Source organism: Streptomyces sp. NBC_00670 (genome assembly GCF_036226765.1).
Taxonomy (GTDB): domain Bacteria; phylum Actinomycetota; class Actinomycetes; order Streptomycetales; family Streptomycetaceae; genus Streptomyces.
On the sequence record NZ_CP109017.1, the window covers coordinates 1,120,720 to 1,145,654 of the forward strand.

General features: G+C 74.6%; 21 protein-coding genes. 15 read left to right on the forward strand and 6 right to left on the reverse strand.

All coding sequences use genetic code 11. The features are described 5' to 3' along the window. The first annotated feature begins 46 nt into the window (after positions 1 to 46). Genes bioB through bioD form a run of 3 tightly spaced genes read left to right on the forward strand, consistent with a single transcriptional unit; the run spans position 47 to position 3,234 of the window. Positions 47 to 1,252, forward strand: a complete 1,206-nt coding sequence (bioB, locus tag OIE12_RS04910; protein ID WP_329132104.1) for a biotin synthase BioB — start codon at positions 47 to 49, stop codon at positions 1,250 to 1,252. After that, complete coding sequence (locus tag OIE12_RS04915) at positions 1,245 to 2,537, forward strand: adenosylmethionine--8-amino-7-oxononanoate transaminase (RefSeq protein ID WP_329132107.1); 1,293 nt, start codon at positions 1,245 to 1,247, stop codon at positions 2,535 to 2,537. The genes bioB and OIE12_RS04915 overlap by 8 nt, the downstream gene beginning before the upstream one ends. Before the next feature lies 1 nt (position 2,538). Continuing rightward, on the forward strand, positions 2,539 to 3,234 hold the full coding sequence (bioD, locus tag OIE12_RS04920; protein ID WP_329132109.1) for a dethiobiotin synthase: 696 nt from the start codon (positions 2,539 to 2,541) through the stop codon (positions 3,232 to 3,234). Between the two features lie 491 nt (positions 3,235 to 3,725). Here the strand turns inward: bioD and OIE12_RS04925 are convergent, their stop codons facing one another. Next, the gene (locus tag OIE12_RS04925; protein ID WP_329132111.1) at positions 3,726 to 4,100 is read right to left on the reverse strand and encodes a fic family toxin-antitoxin system, toxin component; all 375 of its coding nucleotides are present in this window, start codon (positions 4,098 to 4,100) and stop codon (positions 3,726 to 3,728) included. Between the two features lie 4 nt (positions 4,101 to 4,104). Beyond that, positions 4,105 to 4,365, reverse strand: coding sequence for an antitoxin (locus OIE12_RS04930; RefSeq protein ID WP_329132113.1), 261 nt, complete (start codon positions 4,363 to 4,365; stop codon positions 4,105 to 4,107). Between the two features lie 92 nt (positions 4,366 to 4,457). Here OIE12_RS04930 and OIE12_RS04935 point away from each other — a divergent pair, with 92 nt between their 5' ends. The 6 genes from OIE12_RS04935 (at position 4,458) to mug (ending at position 10,572) form a co-directional block, all read left to right on the forward strand. Further along, positions 4,458 to 4,877 (forward strand): GNAT family N-acetyltransferase, encoded by a 420-nt coding sequence (locus tag OIE12_RS04935; RefSeq protein ID WP_329132115.1) that lies wholly within the window; start codon positions 4,458 to 4,460, stop codon positions 4,875 to 4,877. A gap of 229 nt (positions 4,878 to 5,106) precedes the next feature. Next, the gene (locus tag OIE12_RS04940; RefSeq protein ID WP_329132117.1) at positions 5,107 to 6,510 is read left to right on the forward strand and encodes a hemolysin family protein; all 1,404 of its coding nucleotides are present in this window, start codon (positions 5,107 to 5,109) and stop codon (positions 6,508 to 6,510) included. After that, positions 6,507 to 7,520 (forward strand): hemolysin family protein, encoded by a 1,014-nt coding sequence (locus OIE12_RS04945; RefSeq protein ID WP_329132119.1) that lies wholly within the window; start codon positions 6,507 to 6,509, stop codon positions 7,518 to 7,520. Before OIE12_RS04940 ends, OIE12_RS04945 begins: the two co-directional genes overlap by 4 nt. Positions 7,521 to 7,592: 72 nt before the next feature. Further along, the gene (locus tag OIE12_RS04950) at positions 7,593 to 8,390 is read left to right on the forward strand and encodes an SGNH/GDSL hydrolase family protein (RefSeq protein ID WP_329132121.1); all 798 of its coding nucleotides are present in this window, start codon (positions 7,593 to 7,595) and stop codon (positions 8,388 to 8,390) included. 197 nt (positions 8,391 to 8,587) lie between these two features. Then, complete coding sequence (gene purB, locus OIE12_RS04955; protein ID WP_329132123.1) at positions 8,588 to 10,030, forward strand: adenylosuccinate lyase; 1,443 nt, start codon at positions 8,588 to 8,590, stop codon at positions 10,028 to 10,030. After that, positions 10,027 to 10,572: a G/U mismatch-specific DNA glycosylase gene (gene mug, locus OIE12_RS04960; protein WP_329141732.1), complete on the forward strand. Its 546-nt coding sequence runs from the start codon at positions 10,027 to 10,029 to the stop codon at positions 10,570 to 10,572. The genes purB and mug overlap by 4 nt, the downstream gene beginning before the upstream one ends. Before the next feature lie 39 nt (positions 10,573 to 10,611). Here mug and OIE12_RS04965 read toward each other — a convergent pair whose 3' ends face one another. Further along, entirely contained in the window at positions 10,612 to 11,085 is a 474-nt protein-coding gene (locus OIE12_RS04965; protein ID WP_329132125.1) for a hypothetical protein, read from the reverse strand. A 144-nt stretch (positions 11,086 to 11,229) separates the two neighbouring features. Between OIE12_RS04965 and OIE12_RS04970 the strand changes: the two genes are divergently transcribed. Next, entirely contained in the window at positions 11,230 to 12,387 is a 1,158-nt protein-coding gene (locus OIE12_RS04970) for an ROK family transcriptional regulator (RefSeq protein ID WP_329132127.1), read from the forward strand. 151 nt (positions 12,388 to 12,538) lie between these two features. Here the strand turns inward: OIE12_RS04970 and OIE12_RS04975 are convergent, their stop codons facing one another. Next, positions 12,539 to 13,300, reverse strand: coding sequence for a GntR family transcriptional regulator (locus OIE12_RS04975; RefSeq protein ID WP_329132129.1), 762 nt, complete (start codon positions 13,298 to 13,300; stop codon positions 12,539 to 12,541). A gap of 419 nt (positions 13,301 to 13,719) precedes the next feature. On the opposite strand from OIE12_RS04975, the gene OIE12_RS04980 reads away from it, so the two are divergent. The 3 genes from OIE12_RS04980 to OIE12_RS04990 all read left to right on the forward strand — a co-directional run bounded on the left by OIE12_RS04980 (position 13,720) and on the right by OIE12_RS04990 (position 18,049). Next, a complete protein-coding gene (locus OIE12_RS04980) occupies positions 13,720 to 14,547 on the forward strand; it encodes an alpha/beta fold hydrolase (RefSeq protein ID WP_329132131.1) in 828 nt (275 codons plus the stop codon). Positions 14,548 to 14,834: 287 nt separating this feature from the next. Beyond that, a complete protein-coding gene (locus OIE12_RS04985; protein WP_329132133.1) occupies positions 14,835 to 16,421 on the forward strand; it encodes an alkaline phosphatase D family protein in 1,587 nt (528 codons plus the stop codon). Between the two features lie 188 nt (positions 16,422 to 16,609). Beyond that, on the forward strand, positions 16,610 to 18,049 hold the full coding sequence (locus OIE12_RS04990; protein ID WP_329132135.1) for a GNAT family N-acetyltransferase: 1,440 nt from the start codon (positions 16,610 to 16,612) through the stop codon (positions 18,047 to 18,049). A gap of 171 nt (positions 18,050 to 18,220) precedes the next feature. On the opposite strand, the gene OIE12_RS04995 is transcribed toward OIE12_RS04990, so the two are convergent. Beyond that, complete coding sequence (locus OIE12_RS04995; protein WP_329132137.1) at positions 18,221 to 19,456, reverse strand: trans-sulfuration enzyme family protein; 1,236 nt, start codon at positions 19,454 to 19,456, stop codon at positions 18,221 to 18,223. Positions 19,457 to 19,516: 60 nt separating this feature from the next. Between OIE12_RS04995 and OIE12_RS05000 the strand changes: the two genes are divergently transcribed. Further along, the gene (locus OIE12_RS05000; protein WP_329132140.1) at positions 19,517 to 20,023 is read left to right on the forward strand and encodes an Lrp/AsnC family transcriptional regulator; all 507 of its coding nucleotides are present in this window, start codon (positions 19,517 to 19,519) and stop codon (positions 20,021 to 20,023) included. Positions 20,024 to 20,098: 75 nt separating this feature from the next. Continuing rightward, positions 20,099 to 21,787: a DUF885 domain-containing protein gene (locus tag OIE12_RS05005; protein ID WP_329132142.1), complete on the forward strand. Its 1,689-nt coding sequence runs from the start codon at positions 20,099 to 20,101 to the stop codon at positions 21,785 to 21,787. A gap of 133 nt (positions 21,788 to 21,920) precedes the next feature. On the opposite strand, the gene OIE12_RS05010 is transcribed toward OIE12_RS05005, so the two are convergent. Beyond that, complete coding sequence (locus OIE12_RS05010) at positions 21,921 to 24,911, reverse strand: SMC family ATPase (RefSeq protein ID WP_329132144.1); 2,991 nt, start codon at positions 24,909 to 24,911, stop codon at positions 21,921 to 21,923. Between the last annotated feature and the right edge of the window lie 24 nt (positions 24,912 to 24,935).

A 24,935-nucleotide genomic window follows, 5' to 3' on the forward strand; every position in this document is an offset into this window, starting at 1 on the left:
ATCCCTCCTTGGCCCGGGCCCCCGTCGTACGCCAGGATCGGGCCCCATGGACCTGCTGAACACGCTGGTGGACAAGGGGCTTCGGCGCGAGACGCCGACCCGCGAGGAAGCGCTGGCCGTCCTCGCCACTTCCGACGACGACGTGCTCGACGTGGTGGCCGCGGCCGGCCGGGTGCGCCGGCACTGGTTCGGCCGGCGGGTGAAACTCAACTATCTCGTCAACCTCAAGTCGGGCCTGTGCCCGGAGGACTGCTCGTACTGCTCGCAGCGGCTGGGCTCCGACACGGGCATCCTCAAGTACAGCTGGCTCAAGCCGGAGGACGCCTCGAAGGCCGCGGCGGCCGGGCTGGCGGGGGGCGCCAAGCGGGTCTGTCTGGTGGCCTCCGGGCGCGGGCCGACCGACCGTGACGTGGAGCGGGTCGCCGGCACCATCGCGGCGATCAAGGACCAGCACGAGAACGTCGAGGTGTGCGCCTGCCTCGGACTGCTCTCCGACGGTCAGGCGGAGCGGCTGCGCGCGGCCGGCGCGGACGCGTACAACCACAACCTCAACACCTCCGAGGCGACGTACGGGGACATCACCACCACGCACACCTACGCCGACCGGGTCGACACCGTGCGCAAGGCGCACGCCGCGGGGCTGTCCGCCTGTTCGGGGCTGATCGCGGGGATGGGCGAGAGCGACGAGGACCTGGTCGACGTCGTCCTCGCGCTGCGCGCGCTCGACCCGGACTCGGTGCCGGTCAACTTCCTGATCCCGGTGGAGGGCACCCCGCTGGCCGCGGAGTGGAACCTCACCCCGCGGCGCTGTCTGCGGATCCTGGCGATGGTGCGGTTCGTCTGCCCGGACGTGGAGGTGCGCATCGCGGGCGGCCGCGAGGTGCATCTGCGCACGATGCAGCCGCTCGCCCTGCACCTGGCCAACTCGATCTTCCTCGGCGACTACCTCACCACGGAGGGCCAGGCCGGCCGGGCCGACCTGGAGATGATCGCGGACGCCGGGTTCGAGGTGGAGGGCGCGGACGAGGTGACGCTGCCGGAGCACCGGGCCGGCGGGGGCGGGGGCGGTTCGTGCGGGGCGCATGAGGGGGACGGTGGGGCGTGCGGGGTGCACGAGGGTGGTGCGGTGTGCGGGGCGCATGCCGGTGGGGCCGAGCGGGACTCCGTCGGTTCGGGGGCGGAGGCCGTCCGTACGGATCTCGTCGCCGTACGCCGCCGGGGTGCCGGAACGGATCTCGCCCCCAATGCCTGAACCGTCCGGCCCGGGGAGCGTGGCCGAACTGCTGGAACTCGACCGGCGGCACGTGTGGCACCCGTACGGCCCGATGCCGGGCCGCGCCGAACCGCTCGTCGTGGAGGCGGCGAGCGGGGTGCGGCTGCGGCTCGCGGACGGCTCCGGGGAGCTGGTGGACGGGATGTCGTCCTGGTGGTCGGCGATCCACGGCTACAACCACCCGGTGCTCAACGAGGCCGCGCGTGACCAGCTCGGCCGGATGAGCCATGTGATGTTCGGCGGGCTCACCCACGAGCCCGCCGTCCGGCTGGCGAAGCTCCTTGTCGACATGTCTCCCGACGGTCTCGAACATGTCTTCCTCGCCGACTCCGGGTCGGTCTCGGTCGAGGTGGCCGTCAAGATGTGCCTCCAGTACTGGCGTTCACTGGGCCGCCCGGAGAAGCGGCGGCTGCTGACCTGGCGGGGCGGCTACCACGGCGACACCTGGCACCCGATGTCCGTGTGCGATCCCGAGGGCGGGATGCACGAGCTGTGGCAGGAGGTGCTGCCGCGCCAGGTGTTCGCCGACGCGCCGCCGGTGCAGTACGAGGAGGCGTACGCGGAGCAGGTGCGCGGCCTCGTCGGGCGGCACGCGCACGAACTGGCCGCGGTGATCGTCGAGCCGGTGGTGCAGGGGGCGGGCGGGATGCGGTTCCACTCCCCCGCGTATCTGCGGGTCCTGCGGGAGGCGTGCGACGCGCACGACGTGTTGCTGGTGTGCGACGAGATCGCGACCGGGTTCGGGCGTACGGGGGAGCTGTTCGCCGCGGACCACGCGGCCGTGACGCCCGATGTGATGTGCGTGGGCAAGGCGCTGACCGGCGGTTATCTGACGCTGGCGGCGACGCTGTGCACGGCGCGGGTGGCCGGGGGCATCTCGCGCGGTGAGGTGCCGGTGCTCGCGCACGGGCCGACGTTCATGGGCAATCCGCTGGCCGCGGCCGTGGCCTGCGCGTCGATCGGTCTGCTGCTCGGCCAGGACTGGCGGGCGGAGGTCAAGCGGATCGAGGCGGGGCTGTCGGACGGGCTCGCCCCGGCGCGTGCGCTGCCGGGTGTACGGGACGTACGGGTGCTCGGGGCGATCGGGGTGGTCCAGCTGGACCACGAGGTGGACATGGCGGCGGCGACGCGGGCGGCGGTGCGCGAGGGCGTGTGGCTGCGGCCGTTCCGCGACCTCGTGTACACGATGCCGCCGTACGTCACGGGGGACGAGGATCTGGCACGGATCGGCCGCGCGGTGTGCGCGGCGGCGCGGGAGGCGTGAGATGGCGGTTCTGGTGGTTTCGGGGACCGGGACGGAGATCGGCAAGACGGTGGCCACGGCGGCGGTCGCCGCGGTGGCGGTGGCCGACGGGCGCTCGGTGGCCGTGCTGAAGCCGGCGCAGACGGGGCTGGCGCCCGGGGAGCGGGGGGACGCGGAGGAGGCGGTACGGCTGTCGGGGGCCGGGGTCTGGCACGAACTCGCGCGCTACCCCGAGCCGCTGGCGCCGGCGACGGCCGCGCGGCGGGCCGGGCTGCCGGCGGTGCGGCCGGCGGACGTCGCCGAGGCGGCGGAGAAGCTGGCGGCCGAGTACGACCTGGTGCTGGTCGAGGGGGCGGGCGGGCTGCTGGTCCGCCTCGACGACGAGGGCGGCACGGTGGCGGACGTGGCGTCGCTGCTGTCGGCGCCGGTGCTGGTGGTGGCTTCGGCGGGGCTGGGGACGCTGAACGTGACGGAACTGACGACGCGGGAGCTGGGGCGGCGGGGGCTGACGCCCGCCGGCGTCCTGCTCGGCGCGTGGCCGTCCCGGCCGGACCTGGCGGCCCGCTGCAACGTGACGGACCTCCCGGCGGTGACGGGCGTCCCCCTGGCGGGCGCGATCCCGGCGGGAGCGGGGGGCTTGCCGCCGGGTGCCTTCCAGGCGGGTGCGCGGGGATGGCTGGCGCCGGCGTTGGGAGGGACGTGGGAGGTGGAGGGGTAGGGGCGCCTACGGGGTCGCCCTTGGCGGTGGATGCGCGGGCGCGGGCCCGTCGTGGCTCGTCGCGCAGTTCCCCGCGCCCCTGACGCCCACGGGGGTGCCCCCGGCGGTGGATGCGCGAGTGCGGGCCCGTCGTGGCTGAGCGCGCAGTTCCCCGCGCCCCTTACGGGGGCGCGCCGGGTGCTTGGCCCGAGCGACCCGCAACCCCACGAGCCGCGCCAGGGGGCGCCCCATAGGGGCGCGAGGAACTGCGCGACCGGCCACACGCAGCCCGCAGCCGCACAACCACCCCCGGGGGGCAACCCCTCAAACGCCGGGGCCCCGCCCCACCAGGGGCGCGGGGAACTGCGCGACCAGCCACACACGACCCGCAGCCGCACAACCACCCCCGGGGGCAGCCCGTCAGGCGTGGGGCCCGCGGCCCGGCACGGGCGCGCGGGACTGCGCGTTCCGGCCGGAGGCGAACCGCACCCGCACACTCACCACGGCGGGCTTCACGCCGTCCACCCGCGGAGTTCCTCCGTGATCCGCTGGACCGTCGCCCCGCCGGTCTTGACCAGGCGGGCCAGGTCGCGGACCTGTTCCGGCGACACGTCCACCCTCGCCCCGCACGCGACGAGATAGCCGTACGCCACCGCGGACGCGAACAACGCGTTGGAGCGCTCCAGCGCCGGCACATGCAGCAGAAGCTGCAGCAACGCCGCCGCCCGCGCGTGCGGCGTGTCGTAGACGGGGACGCCGAATATCTCCGCCTCGTGCCGGCTCACCGCGGCGACCAGCGCACCCCAGTCGGTGACCTGCGGATCCCCCGGCGTCCGCTGTTCGGCGACCATCAGCAACCAGGCGAGGTCGATTCTGAGCGTGCTCAAGGGTTCAGCGGCCGCCCTGCTGCCGCGCCCCGGCGGAGCCCGCGGGCCCCGCCGACCCCGCGCCGAACTCCTCCGCGAAGACCGACTCGTACCGCTTCATGAAGTCGGCCGCGGCGTCGACGAACGTCCGCCCCGTCTCCCCCGCGTCCTGCCGGACCAGTTCCTCGATGTACCGGTTGACGCTCATGCCCCGCTCCAGGGCCCGCTCGCGGGCGGCCCGCGCCGTGTCCTCGTCCACCCGCACGTTCAGCTGGGTTTTGGCCATGCTCCCGACGCTAGCGCGACGGCGCTAGCGTCGGCAAGGAGGAAGGAAAACGGGGTCGCGGCCGGGCCGCACCCTCTGCTTCGCTCTCCCGCATGAGCGATCCGCACATCCGCCCCGCCACCCCCTCCGACATCGACGCCGTCCTCCGGTTCTGGCGCACGGCCGCGGAGGGGACGAGCATCAGCGACGACCGCGACGGCGTGGCCCGGCTGCTCGCCCGTGACCCCGAGGCCCTGCTCCTCGCCGAGCGCGACGGCACCCTCGTCGGGACGGCGATAGCCGGCTTCGACGGCTGGCGGTGCCACCTCTACCGGCTGGCCGTGCACCCCGACCACCGCAGGCAGGGCCTCGCACGCGCGCTGCTGGAGGCAGCGGAGGAACGATTCTCCACTCTCGGCGGGCGGCGGGCGGACGCGATGGTCCTGGAGGCCAACGCGCGGGCGCACCGGGCGTGGGGCGCCGCCGGCTACCACCGCGAGGACCACTGGCGGCGCTGGGTCAAGCCGCTGTAGCGACCCCGTCATCCACCGTCCCGTTGTCCACAGGCCCGCCGGACACTTTTGCCCATCCTTTACTCTTGAGGCATCGCATGGTCCCTTCCAGGGATCACCCGTCCCTCCATGAAAGGTGTGAGCGTCCGCGCATGGGCGAGCCTCCCAGTAGTACCCACCACGCACCCCGCGACGGCCGGCGCCGTCCGGTCCTCCCGCCCCCGGCCGGGCACGGGACGGAGGTGACCCGATGACCGAGGTGTTCCTGCTGCTCGTGGCGGTGGCGCTCTCGCTGGCCTGCGGCGCGTTCGTCGCCGCCGAGTTCTCGCTGACCACGGTCGAGCGCGGCGACCTCGAACGGGCTGTCGAGCGCGGCGAGCGCGGCGCGGCGGGCGCCTTGAAGGCCGTACGGCAGCTGACGTTCCAGCTGTCCGGCGCCCAGCTCGGCATCACGGTCACCAACCTGGTGGTCGGCATGCTCGCCGAGCCGTCGATCTCGAAGCTGATAGCGGGCCCGCTGGAGGACATCGGCGTCCCGCCCTCGGCGTCGACGTCGGTGGCCCTGGTGCTCGGCACGGCGGTGTCGACGGTGTTCCTGATGGTCGTCGGCGAGCTGGTGCCGAAGAACTGGGCGATCTCCGCGCCGCTGGCGATGGCCAAGCGCGTGGGCACGCCGCAGCGCTGGTTCAGCGCAGCGTTCCGGCCGTTCATCACCCATCTCAACAACACGGCCAACCACGTCGTACGGAGGTTCGGTCTCGAGCCGGCCGAGGAGCTGGCCCACGCGCGCGGGCCCCAGGAGCTGGTGGCGCTCGCCCGGCACTCCGCGAAGGAGGGGGCACTGGAGGCGGACACCGCCGAGCTGTTCGTACGCACCCTCAACCTCGCCGACCTCACCGCGGAGAACGTGATGACCCCGCGCGTCCAGGTCGTCGCCCTCGACCTCCAGGCGACCTGCGAGGACGTGGCGAACGCGACCCGTGCGACGGGCCTGTCCCGCTTCCCGGTCTACCGCGAGAGCCTGGACTCCGTCGTGGGCGTCGCACACATCCGGGACATCCTCGCGGTCCCCGCCGACCAGCGCCCCCTGCGCACGCTCGGCCAGGTGATACGCGAACCCCTGTTCGTCCCCGAGTCGCTCACCGTGGACCGGCTCCTCGACCGGCTGTCGTCCGGCCGGCAGACCATGGCCGTCGTCATCGACGAGTACGGCGGCACGGCCGGGGTGGCCACGCTGGAGGACATCGTCGAGGAGGTCGTCGGCGAGGTCCGGGACGAGCACGACCCGCACGAGACGCCCGACCTCGCCCCGGCCGGCGCGGACGACGACGGCCGCGCGCGGTACGACGCCGACGGCTCGGCCCGTCTGGACCAGCTCGCGCGGGTGGGGCTGCGGGCGCCGGACGGACCGTACGAGACGCTCGCCGGCCTGGTGGCGGCCGAACTCGGCCGGATACCGGTCGCGGGCGACCGCGTCGAGGTCGCCGGCTGGCGTCTCGACGTGGTCGACGCGACGGGTCGCCGCGCGGCCCGGGTACTCCTGCACGCACCCCTGGCGGAGGACGCCGAGGCCGCGGCGGTCGCCGGGCGGACCCGGAACGACGAGACCGCCGGCCGTTCCGGCGACCGGAAGAACGGGGAGGGTGGCCGATGACCGCCGTACAGCTGCTGATCGGCCTGCTGACGCTGGTCGCCAACGCCTTCTTCGTGGGCGCCGAGTTCGCGCTGATCTCGGTGCGCCGCAGTCAGATCGAGCCGCGCGCGGAGGAGGGCGACCGACGGGCCCGCTCCGTGCTGTGGGGGCTCCAACACGTGTCGGCGCTGCTGGCGGCCGCACAGCTCGGCATCACGCTGTGCACGCTGGTCCTCGGCGTGGTCGCCGAGCCGGCGATCGCGCATCTGCTGGAGCCGGTGTTCCACGCGGTGGGCGTGCCGTCGGGCGCGGGGCACGCGGTGTCCTTCGTGATCGCGCTGGCGCTGGCGACGTATCTGCACATGCTGCTGGGCGAGATGGTGCCGAAGAACGTGGCGCTGGCCGAGCCGGTGCGGACGGCGCTGTTCCTCGGACCGCCGCTGGTGGGGCTGGCCCGTGCGCTGCGGCCGGTGATCTTCGCGATCAACGCCTTCGCCAACGCGCTCCTGAAGCTGCTGCGGGTGGAGGCGAAGGACGAGGTCGCCGCCACGTTCTCGGACGACGAGCTGGCCCGTCTCGTGCAGGACTCCAGCGAGGCCGGGCTGATCGACGAGCGGGCGCAGGAGCGGCTGCACGACGCGCTGGAGCTGGGGCGCCGGCCGGTGCGGGACGTGGTGCTGCCGCTGGAGAAGATCGTCTACGCGCGCGTGGGCGTCACCCCGGAGCAGCTGGAGCAACTGTCCGCGCACTCCGGGTTCTCGCGCTTCCCGGTGGTGGACGCGGCCCGGCGGATCGTGGGGTATCTGCATGTGAAGGACGCGCTGGACGCGGGTCCGCGCGGGGTGCCGTTCCCGGTGCGGGAGATGCGCTCCATCGCCCGGGTCCGGGAGACCACGCCGCTGGACGACGTGCTCACCGCGATGCGGGGCAGCCGCACCCACCTGGCCGCGGTGCTCGGCCCGGACGGCAGGCTGTCGGGCCTGGTGACGATGGAGGACGTCCTGCGGGAGCTGTTCGGCCAGCCGGCGTGACGGACGGGGAGGCCGGGGGGTGACTCCCGACCGACCGACGGGTATGCGGGGCGCGTTAGCATCGGGACCGCCATGCAGACGAACCCGCCTCACCCCAGCCCCCCTTACTCCAGCCTGGTCGCGGTCGGCGACTCCTTCACCGAGGGCATGTCGGACCTGTTGCCCGACGGCACCTACCGCGGCTGGGCCGACCTCCTGGCCGGCCGGATGGCCGCGCGCTCGCCCGGCTTCCGGTACGCCAACCTCGCGGTGCGGGGGAAGCTGATCGGCCAGATCGTCGACGAGCAGGTCGACCCGGCCGCCGCGATGGGCGCCGATGTGATCACGCTCGTCGGCGGCCTCAACGACACGCTGCGGCCCAAGTGCGACATGGTCCGGGTGCGGGATCTGCTGACGGAGGCGGTGGAGCGGCTGGCCCCGTCCTGCAAGCAGCTGGTGCTGATGCGCAGCCCGGGCCGGCAGGGTCCCGTCCTGGAGCGGTTCCGGCCGCGCATGGAGGCGCTGTTCGAGACGGTCGACGCGCTCGCGGAGCGGCACGGGGCGGTCGTGGTCGACCTGTACGGGGCGCCGTCGCTCTCCGACCCCCGGCTGTGGGACGTGGACCGGCTGCACCTGACGGCCGAGGGCCACCGGCGGGTGGCCGAGGCGGTGTGGCAGTCGCTGGGCTACGAGCCGGAGGACGCGGACTGGCACACGCCGATGACGGCGACCGCCCCGGCGGCCTGGCTCGCCCGCCGAACCGCCGACGCCCGCTTCGCCCGGCAGCACCTGCTGCCCTGGATAGCCCGGCGGCTGACAGGCCGCTCCTCGGGCGACGGCCGCCCCGCCAAACGCCCGGACCTCCTCCCGTACGACCCACCGCGCGCGTAGGGGCGCTCGCCGCGAAGACGGGGCGGGCAGGCGTGCGTGCACGGGCGCGTGTGGTACGTGGTTGCCCGCGCAGTTCCCCGCGCCCCTTACGCGGCGCGGCGGAGCCGCACATGGCCCCCGGCCCCCGCCCCCTCGTACGATCCTCCGAACCCACCCGCCCCGCCCACCTGCACGAACCGCCAGTACACTCCGTACACGTGACATCTGCGCCCGCCAAGCCCCGCATCCCCAACGTCCTCGCCGGACGCTACGCCTCCCCCGAGCTCGCCACGCTCTGGTCGCCCGAGGAGAAGGTGAGGCTCGAGCGCAGGCTCTGGCTCGCCGTACTGCGCGCCCAGAAGGACCTCGGCATCGAAGTCCCCGACACCGCGCTCGCCGACTACGAGCGCGTCCTGGACGACGTCGACCTCCCCTCCATCGCCGCGCGCGAGAAGGTCACCCGCCACGACGTCAAGGCCCGTATCGAGGAGTTCAACGCCCTCGCCGGCCACGAGCAGGTCCACAAGGGCATGACCTCCCGGGACCTCACCGAGAACGTCGAGCAGCTCCAGATCCGCCGCTCGCTGGAGCTGATGCGCGACCGCACGGTCGCCGTCCTGGCCCGCCTCGGCAAGCTGTCCGGCGAGTACGGCGAGCTGGTCATGGCCGGCCGCTCGCACAACGTGGCCGCCCAGGCCACCACCCTCGGCAAGCGCTTCGCGACCGCCGCCGACGAACTCCTCGTGGCGTACGGCCGCATCGAGGAGCTCCTCGGCCGCTACCCGCTGCGCGGCATCAAGGGCCCGGTCGGCACCGCCCAGGACATGCTGGACCTCCTCGGCGGCGACGCCACCCGCCTCGCGGAGCTGGAGCGCCGCATCGCCGAGCACCTCGGCTTCTCGCAGGCGTTCACCTCCGTCGGCCAGGTCTACCCCCGCTCCCTCGACTACGAGGTCGTCACCTCCTTGGTGCAGCTCGCCGCCGCCCCGTCCTCGCTGGCGAAGACGATCCGGCTGATGGCGGGGCACGAGCTGGTCACCGAGGGCTTCAAGCCCGGCCAGGTCGGCTCCTCCGCGATGCCGCACAAGATGAACACCCGCTCCTGCGAGCGCGTCAACGGCCTGATGGTGATCCTGCGTGGCTACGCCTCGATGACCGGCGAGCTGGCGGGCGACCAGTGGAACGAGGGCGACGTGTCCTGCTCCGTGGTGCGCCGGGTGGCGCTCCCGGACGCGTTCTTCGCGCTCGACGGCCTGCTGGAGACATTCCTGACCGTGCTCGACGAGTTCGGCGCGTTCCCGGCGGTCGTCGCCCGCGAGCTGGACCGCTACCTCCCGTTCCTGGCCACCACCAAGGTGCTGATGGGCGCGGTGCGGGCGGGCGTGGGCCGCGAGGTGGCGCACGAGGCGATCAAGGAGAACGCGGTGGCGACCGCGCTCGCCATGCGAGAGCAGGGCGCCGAGCGCAACGAGCTGCTCGACCGCCTCGCCGCCGACGAGCGCATCCCGCTGGACCGCGAGGCGCTGGCCGCGCTGATGGCGGACAAGCTGTCGTTCACCGGCGCCGCCGCCGACCAGGTCGCCACCGTCGTCGCCCGGATCGGCGAGATCGTGAAGCAGCACCCGGAGGCCGCGGGCTACACCCCGGGGGCGATCCTCTGACACGCCCCACCCCGGCGGAGCTGGAGGCCGCCCGCGACCGTCTCGTCCCGGACGTGGTCGCGGACGGCCTCCATGTGCTGTTCTGCGGCATCAATCCAGGTCTGATGACGGCCGCGACCGGCCACCACTTCGCCCGCCCCGGCAACCGCTTCTGGCCGGTGCTGCACCTGTCCGGCTTCACCCCGCGCCGCCTGCACCCCTCCGAGCAGGAGGAACTGCTGTCGTACGGGCTGGGCATCACCAACGTGGTGGCGCGGGCCTCCGCCCGGGCCGACGAGCTGACCGCCGAGGAGTACCGCGAGGGCGGGCGGCTGCTCGGCCTGAAGGTGGCCCGGCTGCGGCCCCGTTGGCTGGCCGTGCTCGGTGTCACCGCCTACCGGACCGCCTTCGACGACCGCGGGGCCCAGGTGGGTCCCCAGGTGCGGACCATCGGCGACACCCGCGTCTGGGTGCTGCCCAACCCCAGCGGCCTCAATGCCCACTGGACGGCGCGGACGATGGCCGAGGAGTTCGCCCGCCTCCGGGAAGCGGCCGAGAGGTAGCCCACCCGGTGACGCACCGGCTCCGGCCTGCGGCCGGGCTCACGGCGGGTCGATGTCGGTGACGGCCGCGAGGAGGCGCACCTCGTCCGTCCCGTCCCGGTCCGCCAGTCCGAGCCCTATCCAGCGGCCGTCCGTCGCACACTGCCACAGTCGCAGCTGGTCCACGAGGTGGGTGAGCGCGGCCCAGGGCTCGGGTATCTCCTCGCCGCGCGCGAGGCGGACGGCGGGCGTGAGCGTGCCCCAGGTCTGGCCTGGCCCCCATCTCTCGTCCAGTATCCGGGCCAGGCCCTCCCGTTGGGCGTCGAGGTCGTCCGCCTCCTGTTCCCGCCCGGCACCGCCGCCCCCGTACGCTCCCGGGCCGGCCTCCAGGGTCACTATGCGGTAGCCGGGTCCCGCCAGATGCCCGGGCGTCGCCGGAATCCCGGGCATCCCGCCGGACGGCCCGTCGTGCCCCACCGGGAGGGGGTGGGAGCACAACAGGCCGATCGCGGCGAGGTGCTGATCCAGGCTCATGTCTCCAGTAGACCAGCCGCCACTGACAATGGGCGGGGCCGTCGGACCGACGCCGGGCGGGCCCGGGGCCGCCCGGCACTCGCCGGGGCGGGCCGCGGCCGAGTACGATCCGCCCCACACGCGCACGAGCTGGGAGGACGGACGTTGGGGCGGCTCACCGGCGGGGACCCCTCTCTGCTGCGAAGGATCAATTCCGCTGTGGTGCTGCACGCGTTGCGTGCCACCGACTGCGCGACCCTCACCGAGATCACCCGGGTGACGGGCCTGTCCCGGCCGACCGTCGAGGGAGTCGTCGAAGGGCTCATCGGGGCGGGCCTCGTGGTGGAGGTCGCGGCCGAGGAGGGTGCCGCCCGGCGGCAGGGGAGGCCGGCCCGGCGCTACCGGTTCCGTGCGGAGGCCGGGCATCTGCTGGGCCTCGACGTCGGCGCGCACCGCGTGACCGCGGTCCTCGCCGACCTCGACGGCCGTGAACTGGGCACGCTGTCCAAGGACATCTCCGAGACCGCGCCCGCCGACGAACGCCTCGAGCGGCTGCGCACCACCGTGGCCGAGCTGCTGCGCCGGGCGGGCGTGGCGCGCGACTCGCTGCGCGCGGTCGGCGTGGCCAGCCCCGGGATCGTGGAGGCGGACGGCACGGTGCGGCTGGGTACGGCGCTGCCCGGGTGGACGGGGCTGCGGCTGGGCGACCGGCTCAGCCGCTCCTTCAAGTGCCCGGTGCTGGTGGAGAACGACGCGAACGCGGCGGCGGTGGGCGAGCACTGGAAGGGGGCGGCCACCGATTCCGACGACGTGGTGTTCGTCCTGGCGGGGCTGAGTCCCGGGGCCGGGGCGCTGATCGGGGGGCGGCTGCACCGGGGGTTCGGGGGTGCGGCCGGGGAGATCGGGGCGCTGCATCTGCTGGGGCGGGAGGCGACGCCGGAGACGCTGCTGTCGACGACGGACCGGCCGTTGCATCCGCTGGACGAGCAGGCGGTGGCGGAGGTGTTCGCGCTGGCGCGGGAGGGGGACGGGCGGGCGCGGGAGGCGGTGGAGCGGTTCCTGCAGCGGTTGGTGCACGATGTCGCGGCGCTGGCGCTCGCGCTCGATCCGGAGCTGGTCGTGATCGGGGGGTGGGCGGCGGGGCTCGACGGGGTGCTGGAGCCGTTGCGGCGGGAGTTGGCGCGGTATTGCCTGCGGCCGCCGAGGGTGACGTTGTCGGGGGTGGGGGAGGCGGTGGTGGCGACCGGGGCGTTGCGGCTGGCTCTCGACCATGTCGAGGAGCAACTGTTCGCGGTGGAGGGGACGGTGACGTCCCGTCACTGAGAGGGGCTTGTTCCGCCCCCGCCGCCCCTACACCCTTCCCGTCCCCCAGGGGCTCCGCCCCTTCGACCCGGGGCGGGGGCTCCGCCCCCCGCACCCCGGCACGGGGCTTCGCCCCGTCTGCACAGTTCTTCCGCGCCCCTGAAAGGGTCCGTCAGGACGCTCGGCGTTCCGGTGTGGGGTCTATCTCCACGCCGCCCGCGTCGCCGAACGTCAGTCGGCACGTGTCCGCGCGGTACGTGGCGACCGATACCGCCGCCGTGCGGCCGGCCGCGTAGAAGCGGGTGGTGACGACCAGGACCGGGGAGCCGGGGAGCCGGTCGAGTTCCTTCGCGTCCTCCGCGCTCGCGGAGCCGAGCTCCACCGCGCGGTACTCGCCCTCCAGTTCCAGCCGGTGCAGCTCGCGCAGCACCGCACGCGCGCGGGCCGCGCCGGAGGGGGCGTCGATGCCCGAGAGGTCGGGCACGGAGACCCCCGGGACGTACAGCAGTTCGGCGGCCACGGGCTGACCGTGCGACACCCGGGTGCGCCGTACCGTGTGGACGTCCTCGTCGCGCCCGGTCTCCAGCAGTTCCGTCACCGCGGCCGGCGCCGGCGCGGCCTGGCAGTCGACGGCCTGCCAGGCGTCGTCCCCCTCGCCCGGCCAGGTCTGTTCCTCGGAGCCGACGGCCACCCCCATGCGCGGCGGCGCGACCGTCGTGCCGACGCCCCGGCGGCGCTGCAGCCTGCCCTCCAGTTCGAGCTGCTCCAGCGCCTGCCGCAACGTGGCCCGGGCGACGCCGAAACGCGCCGCCAGATCCCGCTCGTTGGGCAGGATCTCGCCCACCGAGAACTCCGAGTCGAGCGCCTGTGTGAGCACGTTCTTCAGATGCCAGTACTTCGGCTCCGGCACCGTCTCCAGCTGCGTGGTCCCCACCCTGTCCTCCGCATTCGCCGTGACCCGGCGGCGTTTTGGCGCCCTTGTTTATTAAAGGTTGTTGCACTTCTCTGGACCATAAAACGGTCCCCACCCTTGGTCAAGACCAATCGGGCAACCCGGGAAATTCCCGGAGACTCGCGCTCGGCGTGGCCCGCCGGGCGTGCGCGCCTCCGGCATGGAAGACGTCGCCGACGCCCGCCAGGTCCCCCCACCCCACGAATTGCCGGACCAGGTCCCCCTCCGGCACGCGCCCATCCCACCGCGCCGCCACCCAACGTGTCCAGGCGGCCTCGAACGAGTGACCGGACATCGCCGTTGGTTGCGCGCGGTTCACGCCAACCAGGGGCTACCCGTCAGTAGCCGCTGCTGACAAGCTGTCTACGAGGTCGACCGCCCCACAGACAAGGAGCAGCAGCATGGCCACGGTGTCCTTCGACGTCCCCTCGCCCCACGGTCCGCGCACCCTCACCCTCTCCTACGCGCGCGTGGGCACCGGCGAGCCGCTTCTGCTGCTGCACGGCATCGGGCACCACCGGCAGGCCTGGGACCCGGTCGTCGACATCCTGGCCACCGAGCGGGACGTCATAGCCGTCGACCTGCCCGGCTTCGGCGCCTCCGAGCCGCTGCCCGACGGGCTGCGGCACGATCTGCCGACCGTGAACACCGCGCTCGGCGCGCTCTGCGAGGCGCTGGACCTCGACCGCCCGCACGTCGCCGGGAACTCGCTGGGCGGTCTGCTCGCCCTGGAGCTGGGCCGCGAGAAGCGCGTACGGTCCGTCACCGCGCTGTCCCCCGCCGGGTTCTGGACGCCGGTCGAGCGACGGTACGCCTTCGGGATCCTGGCGGCGATGCGGCAGGCGGCGCGGCGGCTGCCGCTGCCGGTGGTGGAGCGGCTGTCCCGGTCCGCGGCCGGGCGCACGGTGCTGACCAGCACCATCTACGCCCGCCCCGGCCGCCGTTCGCCCGAGGCCGTCGTCGCCGAGACACTCGCCCTGGCCCACGCGCGGGGGTTCACCGAGACCCTGCGGGCGGGCGCGACCGTGCAGTTCACGGACGACCTCCCCGACCTGCCCGTCACCGTGGCCTGGGGCACCAAGGACCGGCTGCTGGTCCGCCGCCAGGGCGTCCGGGCCAAGCAGATCATCCCCGGCGCCCGGTTGGTCCGGCTGCCGGGCTGCGGTCACGTCCCGATGAACGACGATCCGGCGCTGGTCGCCCGCGTCCTGCTGGACGGCAGCCGCTGAGGGCACGGGCCGCCCGGGGGCCGGCGGGGCGGATCCGGTGAGGGCGTGCGGGTGAGGGCCCGCGCGGTGGGCAGCGGGGGTGAGCGGGGCGGCGAGCCGTCGGCCCGCACGCACCGCCCCGTTGTTCACTTGGCGTTCGCGCGGGCGCCGCGGGGCGCCAGTAGTTGTGGCTGTGCCCATTGGCCGTGCCCTCGGCCGTGCCCACCGGTCGTACGCGTCGGCCGGGCCCCTCGGCCGTGCCCGCCGGCCGTGCCGTCGCCCGAGAGCCTCCCCAGGAGGGATCCGTCATGCCACACCTCCCGTCACCGGCCCGTCGCAGCGTGCTGCGCGGTGCGCTCGCCGTCTCCGCCGCCTCCGCCGTGCCCACCGCGCTCGGCGCGGCACCTGCCTTCGCCCGGTCCGGGCGGCCGGCGGCCTCCTGGGGCGTGCAGGCCGGGGACGTCACCGCGCACTCCGGGCTGGTCTGGGTCCGCTCGGACCGCCCCGCCCGGATGATCGTCGAGACCGCCGCCACCGAGTCCTTCCGCGACGCGCGCCGCTGGCACGGCCCGCTCCTCGGCCCCGGCACCGACCTCACCGGCACCACCCGGCTGCACGGGCTGCCGGCCGGCGAGCAGATCCACTACCGGGTGCTGCTCGCCGACCCGGACGACCCGCGCCGCACCGGCGAGCCGGTGACCGGCACCTTCCGCACCACCCCGGCGGGGCGCCGGCGGGGCGTGCGATTCCTGTGGTCGGGCGACCTCGCGGGCCAGGGCTGGGGCATCAACCCGGACCTGGGCGGCTACCGCATCTACGACGCGATGGCGAGACTGGACCCGGACTTCTTCCTGTGCAGCGGCGACAACATCTACGCCGACGGCCCGATCTCCGCCACCGCCCCCCTCCCCGACGGCTCCACCTGGCGGAACATCACCACGGAGGAGAAGTCCAAGGTCGCGGAGACGCTGGCCGAGTACCGCGGCAACTTCCGCTACAACCTGCTCGACGACAACCTGCGCCGGTTCAACGCCCAGGTGCCCTCGATCGTCCAGTGGGACGACCACGAGGTACGCAACAACTGGTACCCGGGCGAGGTGATCGCCGACTCGGTGACCGCGTACACGGAGAAGCGTCTGGACGTGCTCGCCGCCCGCGCCCGTCGCGCGTTCAGCGAGTACTTCCCGCTGTCCACGCTGTCGCCGGGCGACCGGAACGGCCGGGTGTACCGGGTCATGCGGCACGGCCCGCTGCTCGACGTGTTCGTCCTCGACATGCGCACGTACCGCAACGCCAACTCCCCGGACGCCCAGACCACCGACCCGGTCGGCATCATGGGCGCGGAGCAACTGGCCTGGCTCAAGCGGGAGCTGAAGCGGTCGCGGGCGGTGTGGAAGGTGATCGCCGCGGACATGCCGCTCGGCCTGGTCGTGCCGGACACCACCGAGGGGCGGCCGAACTACGAGGCGGTCGCGCAGGGGGACCCGGGCCGGCCGCTCGGGCGGGAGCTGCAGATCGCCGAGCTGCTGCGGTACGTCAAGCACCAGCGGATCACCGGCACGGTGTGGCTGACGGCGGACGTGCACCACACCTCGGCGCAGCATTACCAGCCCTCGCGGGCGGCGTTCACCGATTTCGAGCCGTTCTGGGAGTTCGTCTCGGGCCCGCTCAACGCGGGCGCGTTCCCGGCGAGCGACCTGGACGGCACGTTCGGCCCGGAGCGGGTCTTCGTGAAGGCGCCCACCGCGTCGAACGTCTCCCCGGCGGAGGGCTACCAGTTCTTCGGCGAGGTCGACATCGACGGCGGCAGCGGGGAGTTGACGGTCCGGCTGCGCGAGCAGGACGGCAGCGTGCTGTTCACGCAGGTGCTGCAGCCGGGTCTGGTCGGTCAGTGACGCGTCCGCGCCCGGCGGGGCGGCGGCTCGCGTAGTCTCGGTCGTCACGCCGCGCACCGGAGTCATCCCCCGGTGCGCGGCGTTCGGTTCCGGTCATGGCATGCGCAACAAAGCGGACAGATCGACGCTTTACCGCACAGTCACAAAGCGTTCGTGATCACGCAACACGTTTCCTCCACAGTGTCCCTATGACACCCGACCTGTCGAACCCGACGCAGACAACACGTACGCGGCACAGGCGTCCCGTCCACCACTGGCGGCGGGACCTCGTCGAGCTGGCGGCACTGTTCACGGCGGTCGCCGTGGCCGACGCCGTCGCCAACACGGTGGGGCACGGGCCGGACGGGCCGATGCTGCTCGTCCTGTCCGCCGTGGGCCTGGTCGCCACGGCCTTCTTCCACGTGTGGTGGTCACGCCGCCACGGTCACGCCCCGCCCAGTGGCGATACCGGCGCCCGGCCGGCCGCCCCCGGCGGTGCGGAGCGGGCCGGGCCGTCCGGGTCCGACGCGGTGGCCGAGGCCGCCGGGGCGGCCGCGCTGTGGCGGATGCGGACGACGGTACGGGACGAGCCGGGCGCGCTCGCCGCGCTGTGCGCCGCGCTGGCCGGGCACGGCGTCGACATCCTGAGCCTGCAGACGCACCCGCTGGCCGAGGGCGTCGTCGACGAGTTCCTGCTGCGCGGCCCCGCCGGACTGACCGCCGCCGAGGTCACCCGGTCCGTGGCGGCGGCCGGCGGGCGGGGCACCTGGATCGAGCGGGCCGACGCCCACGATCTGGTGGACGCGCCCACCCGGGTGCTCGCCCTGGCCACCCGTACGGCCCTTGACGCGGCGGAACTGCCGCTCGCGCTGCGGCAGTTGCTGGGCCGCTGCACCATCCGCTCACTGCCCGCCGGCGCCACCGGACGCGCCGGGCAGGACACGCCGGTGGAGGGCGCCCTGGAGGAGACCGTCATGCGGCTGCGGTCGCCGGAGGGCGGAGTGATCACCGTCGAGCGGCCGTATCCGCCGTTCACGCCGACGGAGTTCGCCCGGGCCCGGGCCCTGGTCGAACTGGACGCGCGGCTCGGCCCCCGGGTGCCGGACGGGCAGGACGTGCTCACGCTGCCCGAGGGCAACACGCTCACCGTGCGCCGGGCGGACGTCTCCGACCTGGCGGCGGCCCGGGCGATGCACGAGCGCTGCTCGCCGCACACGCTGCGGATGCGGTACCACGGCCCGGTCGGCGACGCCGACCGCTACCTCGACCACCTGCTCAGCCCCCGGTTCGGCCGCACGCTGGCCGCGCGGACCGCGTCGGGGCGGATCGTCGGGCTCGGCCATCTGCTCTGGGACGGCGACGAGACGGAGGTCGCCCTGCTGGTCGAGGACGCCTGGCAGCGGCGGGGTGTCGGGGGCCGGCTCCTCGGGCGGCTGGTCGCGATGGCGGTGGAGGCGGGCTGCGGACACGTGTACGCCGTGACCCAGGCGTCCAACACGGGCATGGTCGCCGCGATGCGGGCGCTGGGGCTGCCCCTCGACTACCAGATCGAGGAGGGCACCCTCGTGATCACCGCCCGCCTGGGAGCGGCCCCCGCGGTCGCCCACGACACGGCGGGGGTCCACGGCGACGGGGCCGTACGGGACTGACCCGGCCGGTGCGACTCCGGGTCGGCCCGGGGCCGTACCGCTCTCACCGCAGGTCGGCCTGCGGCCGTACCGCTCTCACGGCGAGTCGACCCGCAGCCGCGCGGCCATCACCGCGGGTCGGCCCAAGGCCGCGCCGCCGTCACCGCGGGTCAGCCCGCAACCGCACCACCGTCACCGCGCGGCTTCGCGGCCCGCCGCGATCCGTTCCTCCCCCGCGCCGGCCCCCAGCGCGCCGTCCAGATCGGCCCACAGATCCTCGACGTCCTCCAGGCCGACCGACAGCCGCAGCAGCCGGTCGGTGACGCCGGCGTCCCGGCGGTCGCCCGCGTCGACGATGCGGTGGCTGATCGACGCCGGGTGCTGGATCAGCGTGTCGACGCTGCCCAGGCTCACCGCCGGGGTGATCAGCCGGACCCCGGCGATCACCTCGTGCGGGTCGCCGTGCACCTCGAAGGCGATCATCGCGCCGCCGATCCGCGGATGGCGCACCCGGGCCACGCGCGGGTCGGCCGCGAGTCGCCGGACCAGTTCCGCGGCGGTGGCGGACGCCGCCCGCACCCGTACCGGCAGCGTCGACAGACCCCGCAGCAGCAGATAACCGGCCAGCGGATGCAGGACACCGCCCGTGGCGAACCGGATCTGCCGCAGCCACCGGGCGGACTCCTCGTCGCACGCGACGACCCCGCCCATCACGTCGCCGTGCCCGCCGAGGTACTTGGTCGCGCTGTGCAGCACCAGCCGCGCCCCCTGCCCGGCGGGCCGCTGGAGCACGGGCGTGGCGAAGGTGTTGTCGACGAGCAGCGGCACCGAGCCGCACGCGTGGGCGACGGCCCGCACGTCGGCCTCGGCGAGCGTCGGGTTGGCCGGGGTCTCGATCATCACCAGCCCGGTGTCGGGGCGCAGCGCGTCCGCGATGCCGGCCGGGTCGGTCCAGGTCACCTCGGAGCCGAGCAGCCCGGCGGTGAGCAGATGGTCGCTGCACCCGTACAGCGGTCGTACGGCGACGACGTGCCGCAGTCCGGCCGCGCCCCGGGCGAGCAGGACGGCGCTGAGCGCGGCCATCCCGGTGGCGAAGGCGACCGCGCTCTCGGTGCCCTCCAGCTTGGCGAGCGCGTGTTCGAACCGGGCGACGGTCGGGTTGCCGAGCCGCCCGTACACCGGCGGCCCCTCCGGCTCGGCGCCCTCGGCGGCGAAGGCGTCGATGCGGGCGGCCTCGCCCCGGCTGTCGGCGCTGGGGTAGGTGGTGGACAGGTCGAGGGGCGGGGCGTGCAGTCCCAGGGCGGCGAGGTCCTCCCGCCCGGCGTGCACCGCCTCGGTGTCCGGGGACCGGGCGGGGAGGGGGACGGCGGAGCGGGCTTCCTCGTGCCGCCGCGGGCCGTCGTACGTGTCACGCGTACCGAAGTCCATGCACGGCAGACTGAACAGCGGCCGGGCTTTCGGGGGCGAGCTCCGTGCTACGTTCGCCGCATGTCCGATTCCGTCGCACTGGATCCGGTGGACCTCCATCTGCTGCGGCTGCTGCAGAACGACGCCCGGACCCCCTACCGGGACCTCGCCGCCCAGGTCGGGGTGGCGCCGTCGACCTGTCTGGACCGGGTGAACCGGCTGCGCCGCTCGGGCGTGATCGTCGGCCACCGGCTGCGGCTGGATGTGGCCAAGCTGGGGCGCGGGCTCCAGGCGCTGCTGTCGGTGCAGGTCAGGCCGCACCGGCGGGAGCTGGTGGGGCCGTTCGTCGAGCGGATCAGGGCGCTGCCGGAGGCGCTGACGGTCTTCCACCTCACCGGGCCCGACGACTATCTCGTGCACGTCGCCGTCGCGGACATGGCCGATCTGCAGCGGCTGGTCCTGGACGAGTTCACGGCCCGCCGCGAGGTGGCCCGGGTGGAGACCCGGCTGATCTTCCAGCAGTGGGAGTGCGGACCGCTCCTGCCGCCCGGGCGCGAGGCGCCGCTGGGACCGGCCGCACGGGGATGAGTTCCGGGCAGTACGGGCAGTCGGACACCGGCCCCCTGCTGACGCGGGCGGCCCTTCCGTACGAGGATGGTCCGCATGTCTGACACCAACAGCCAGCTGCCCCGTCAGGTCGCCGACGCCTACGTCGACGCCCTCGTCCTCCTCGACCCCGTCACCGGCACCTACCTCGGTGTGAAGGAGAGCTCGAGCAGACTTCCGGACACCTCCCCCGCGGGGCAGGAGGCCCTCGCGAAGCTGGCGCGGGAGACCCTCGCGCGGCTCGACGAGGCGGAGCGACTGCCGGGCGCGGACAGTGACATCGAGCGCCGGTGCGCGCGCCTGCTGCGCGAGCGGCTCACCGCCGAACTCGCCGTGCACGAGGCCGACGAGGGCCTGCGCGCGGTCAGCAACATCCACTCCCCCATCCATTCGATCCGCGACATCTTCACGTTGACACCGACCGAGACGGAGGAGGACTGGGCGGCCGTCGCCGAGCGCCTGCGCGCGGTTCCGGCCGCGTTCGCCGGCTACCGGGAGTCCCTCGCGCTCGGTCTGGAGCGCAAGCTGTACGGGGGCCCGCGCCCGGCCGCGACCTTCGTCGGACAGCTCACGGAGTGGGCGGACACCGGAGAGGGGCGCGGCTGGTTCGAGGACTTCGCCGCCGCCGGCCCCGAGGCGCTGCGCACGGAACTGGACACGGCGGCCCGCGGGGCGACCGCGGCCGTCGTCGCACTGCGCGACTGGATGCGGGACGTGTACGTGCCCACGATCGAGGGCGCGCCGGACACGGTGGGCCGGGAGCGGTACGCGCGCTGGGCGCGCTACTTCAACGGCACCGACCAGGACCTCGACGAGGCGTACGCGTACGGCTGGTCGGAGTTCCACCGGCTGCTCGGCGAGATGCGGCAGGAGGCGGAGAAGATCCTGCCCGGCGCCGAGACCCCCTGGGTGGCGCTCGCGCACCTGGACGCGCACGGCACGCACATCGAGGGCGTCGAGGAGGTGCGCACCTGGCTTCAGGCGCTGATGGACGAGGCGATCGAGGCGCTGGACGGCACGCACTTCGAACTCGCCGAGCGGGTGCGCCGGGTGGAGTCCCGCATCGCCCCGCCGGGCAGTGCGGCGGCCCCCTACTACAGCGCGCCGTCGCCGGACTTCTCCCGGCCCGGGCGGACCTGGCTGCCCACGATGGGGCAGACCCGGTTCCCCGTCTACGACCTGGTCTCCACCTGGTACCACGAGGGGGTGCCGGGCCATCACCTCCAGCTCGCGCAGTGGGCGCACGTCGCGGACGACCTCTCGCGCTACCAGGCGACCATCGGCGGGGTCAGCGCCAACATGGAGGGGTGGGCGCTGTACGCGGAGCGGCTGATGGACGAACTCGGGTTCCTCACCGACGCCGAGCGGCGGCTGGGGTATCTGGACGCCCAGATGATGCGGGCGGCGCGGGTCATCGTCGACATCGGCATGCATCTGGAGCTGGAGATCCCGGCGGACTCGCCGTTCCATCCCGGTGAGCGGTGGACGCCGGAGCTGGCACAGAAGTTCTTCGGGGCGCACAGCAGCCGGCCGGCGGACTTCGTGGAGAGCGAGCTGACGCGGTATCTGTCGATGCCGGGGCAGGCGATCGGGTACAAGCTGGGCGAGCGGGCGTGGTTGCTCGGCCGGGAGGCCGCGCGGAAGCGGCGGGGGGACGCCTTCGATGCGAAGGCGTGGCACATGGCGGCGTTGTCCCAGGGGTCGTTGGGGCTGGACGATCTGGTGGACGAGTTGTCACGGTTGTGAGGCGGGGGCGCGGCGGGGGAATTATCTCGCCCCGCCGCCCCTTCCCGTCCCAACCCCGGGGGCCGCGCCCCCGGACCCCCTGAAGGATTGCGCCCACGCGGCGGAGCCGCAGGTTGGCACAGCCCCGCGCCCCTCATAGGCCCCGGTGGCGCACCTTCGACCCCGTCCGCTCCTTGACCACCTCCAGCTGCGCGTGCACCCGGCGGCGCAGATCGGGGACGTGGCTGACGATCCCCACGCTGCGGTCGCGTGCGCGCAGGGCGTCCAGGACGTCGAGGACCTCGTCGAGGGTCTGGTCGTCGAGGCTGCCGAAGCCCTCGTCGATGAAGAGGGTGTCGAGCCGCACTCCCCCGGCCTCGTCGGTGACGACGTCGGCGAGGCCGAGGGCCAGGGCGAGGGAGGCGAAGAACGTCTCGCCGCCCGAGAGCGTGGCGGTGTCGCGTTCGCGGCCGGTCCACGCGTCCACGACGTGCAGTCCGAGCCCGCTGCGGCCGCGCCCGGAGCGGTCGTCGGAGTGGACCAGCGTGTACCGCCCGGACGACATCCGCCCCAGCCGTACCGTCGCGGCGGCGGCCACCTGTTCGAGGCGGGCGGCGAGTACGTACGACTCCAGCCGCATCTTCCGTTCGTTGTCCGCGGAGGTGCCCGCGGTGAGGGAGGCGAGGCGGGCCACCCGGTCGTGGGCGTCGCGCAGCGGGGCGAGCCGGCGTACCGCGGTGGCGGCGTGCGCGGAGAGCCGGTCGAGCTCGGCGCACCGCCGGACCGCCGCGTCCCGGGCGGAGGCGGCCTGCTGGAGGCGCCGGCCGGCCCGCTCGGCGACCCGTTCGGCGGAGTCGACGTCGGCGGCCGGGCGCCGGGCGGCGGCCGCGGTCTCCGGTTCGGCGAGCACCGCGCGGACGGCGGCCTCCTCCTGCTGCCGGACGTCGAGGCGCCGTTGCAGCGCGCGGTGGGCGTCGTCGTCGAGGAGGGCGGCGGCCGCCTCGGCCGGGGTGTCGAAGCCGGCCCGGAACGCGGCGTCCGCGAGGCGGGCGTCGGCGGTCTTCAGGCGCTGCGCGGTGTCGTCCGCCACGCGGGCCGCCTCGGCGGCCTCGGTGAGCCGGGCGCCCTCGCGCTCCAGCTGGGCGGCGCGCGCGGCGACGCTGCCGGCATCCCCCCTGGCACGGGACACCTCCTGCTCCAGCGCGGTCCGTTCGCGCTCCAGCGCGTCCCGGCGGGAGACCCGGGCGGCGGCGCGCAGGGCGGCCTGCTGCCGGGCGGCACCGCGGCGTTCGCGCTCCTGTTCGGCCCGGCGCAGCTCCTCCTGTGCGGGATGCAGCGCGGAGGCGGCGTCCCGGGCCCGCGTGTACTGGCTCTCCAACTCCGCCGCCCGGTACGCCAGTTCGTCGACCGGGGTGTCGCCGGCCTCGGCGCCGGCGGCGGCCAGCGACTCCCGTACGGAGCCGAGCCGTCGTTCGTCCTCGGCTCGCTCCTCCTCCGCGCGCCGGTACTCCGCGAGGGCCCGCTCCTCGGTCTCGCGGTCGACGTGCCCGGCGTCCTTGCGGGCGGGCGCGGGGTGGTCGGTGGCGCCGCAGACCGCGCAGGGTGCGCCGTCGACGAGGCCGGCGGCGAGTTCGGCGGCGATGCCCCGCAGCCGCTGTTCCTTCAGGGTGAGCCAGTGCTCGTGGGCCTCGGCGGCGCGCTCCCGGGAGGCGAGGGCGCGGGCGGCCGCCGCCTCGGTGTCGCGGTCGAGCCGGTCGCGCAGCCGGGCGGCGTCGAGCCGGGTGCGGGCCGGTTCGCGCTGGACGGCGAGTTGTTCGGCCCGGGTCGCGGCCTCCTGCGCGGCGTCGATGCGGCCCTGGAGTTCCTCGCGGACCGTCTCCCAGTCGGCGAGCCAGCTCTCGGCGTCCTGGAGTTCGGCGTCGTCGGCCGACTCCTCGCGGTCCAGCGAGGTCTGCTCGGCGGCGAGTGCGGCGAGCCGGTGTTCCGCGCGGCGGGCCGACTCCAGTTCCCCGCGTTCCTCGGCGGACCGCCGGGAGGCGGCGGCGAGCCCGGAGGCGTCGAGCCCGGCGAGGGGTTCCGGGAGCGCGGCACGCGCGGCCGCCTCCGCCCGGGCCGCGTGCGCGTGCTCGCGTTCGGCGGCCTCCCGCAGGTCGAGCGCCGGGGCGACCGCCTCGGCCTTGCGGGACCGCTCCATCCGCAGCCGGTCCTGCTCGGCGGCGTCGGCGTGCTCCCGGAGGCGGACGGCCCGCTCCTCGGCCTCCGCGAACCGGCGTTGCAGCCCGGCCAGTCGGCGGGCCTCCTCCAGGGCGCGGGCGGTGGCGACGGCGGCCGTACCGGCGGCGGTGTGCGCGCAGGTCGCGATCGTGAGCCGTTCGCGGGCGGTGGTGCGGGCGAGGGCGGCCCAGGTCAGCACCGCCTCGGCGAGTCCGGGGTCGCCCGGGGTCAGCTCGGGCAGCGGGGTGCCGTCGCCCGCCGCCTGCTGCATGCGGTGGGCGTCGGCGAGCAGCGCGGCGTCCCCCTCGCGCACGTCGGCCTCGGCGGCGCGCCGGCGCTCGGCGAGCCGCTTCTCGACGTCGGCGAAACGGCGGGTGTCGAACAGCCGCCCGAGCAGCCGGCCGCGGGCCTCGGCGTCGGCGCGCAGGAACCGCGCGAAGTCGCCCTGGGGCAGCAGCACCACCTGGCAGAACTGCTCCCGGCTCATGCCGAGGAGCTGGGTGATCTCCTCGCCGATCTCCTGGTGGGAGCGGCTGAGGTCCTTCCACGCGGCGGCCCGGGTGTCGTACTCGCGCAGCCAGGACTGTGCCTTGTCGGTGGTCGTGCCCGTGCCGCGTTTCTTGGGGCGGGCCCAGGGCGGCTGCCGGGTGATCTCCAGGCGGCGGCCGGCGACGGTGAGGTCGAGCCGCACCTCGGTACGGGTGCCGGGCGGGGCGTGGTCGCTGCGCAGGGTGAGGCCGTGGCCGGTCTGCCGGGCGCCGGGCACGGCCCCGTAGAGCGCGTAGCAGACGGCGTCCAGGACGGAGGTCTTGCCGGCGCCGGTCGGGCCGTGCAGCAGGAAGAGCCCGGCGGCCGAGAGGGCGTCGAAGTCGATGCTCTGGGTGGTGCCGAAGGGCCCGAAGGCCGTGATGTCCAGCCGGTGCAGCCTCATCGGCTCGCCCTCCCCCGTGACAGT

Bases quoted from the DNA above. Each gene is read 5' to 3' on its own strand.
- bioB (WP_329132104.1), top strand. From the start codon at position 47: ATGGACCTGCTGAACACGCTGGTGGACAAGGGGCTTCGGCGCGAGACG.
- OIE12_RS04915 (WP_329132107.1), top strand. From the start codon at position 1,245: ATGCCTGAACCGTCCGGCCCGGGGAGCGTGGCCGAACTGCTGGAACTC.
- bioD (WP_329132109.1), top strand. From the start codon at position 2,539: ATGGCGGTTCTGGTGGTTTCGGGGACCGGGACGGAGATCGGCAAGACG.
- OIE12_RS04930 (WP_329132113.1), bottom strand. From the start codon at position 4,365: ATGGCCAAAACCCAGCTGAACGTGCGGGTGGACGAGGACACGGCGCGG.
- OIE12_RS04935 (WP_329132115.1), top strand. From the start codon at position 4,458: ATGAGCGATCCGCACATCCGCCCCGCCACCCCCTCCGACATCGACGCC.
- OIE12_RS04940 (WP_329132117.1), top strand. From the start codon at position 5,107: ATGACCGAGGTGTTCCTGCTGCTCGTGGCGGTGGCGCTCTCGCTGGCC.
- OIE12_RS04945 (WP_329132119.1), top strand. From the start codon at position 6,507: ATGACCGCCGTACAGCTGCTGATCGGCCTGCTGACGCTGGTCGCCAAC.
- OIE12_RS04950 (WP_329132121.1), top strand. From the start codon at position 7,593: ATGCAGACGAACCCGCCTCACCCCAGCCCCCCTTACTCCAGCCTGGTC.
- OIE12_RS04965 (WP_329132125.1), bottom strand. From the start codon at position 11,085: ATGAGCCTGGATCAGCACCTCGCCGCGATCGGCCTGTTGTGCTCCCAC.
- OIE12_RS04980 (WP_329132131.1), top strand. From the start codon at position 13,720: ATGGCCACGGTGTCCTTCGACGTCCCCTCGCCCCACGGTCCGCGCACC.
- OIE12_RS04985 (WP_329132133.1), top strand. From the start codon at position 14,835: ATGCCACACCTCCCGTCACCGGCCCGTCGCAGCGTGCTGCGCGGTGCG.
- OIE12_RS04990 (WP_329132135.1), top strand. From the start codon at position 16,610: ATGACACCCGACCTGTCGAACCCGACGCAGACAACACGTACGCGGCAC.
- OIE12_RS04995 (WP_329132137.1), bottom strand. From the start codon at position 19,456: ATGGACTTCGGTACGCGTGACACGTACGACGGCCCGCGGCGGCACGAG.
- OIE12_RS05000 (WP_329132140.1), top strand. From the start codon at position 19,517: ATGTCCGATTCCGTCGCACTGGATCCGGTGGACCTCCATCTGCTGCGG.
- OIE12_RS05005 (WP_329132142.1), top strand. From the start codon at position 20,099: ATGTCTGACACCAACAGCCAGCTGCCCCGTCAGGTCGCCGACGCCTAC.
- OIE12_RS05010 (WP_329132144.1), bottom strand. From the start codon at position 24,911: ATGAGGCTGCACCGGCTGGACATCACGGCCTTCGGGCCCTTCGGCACC.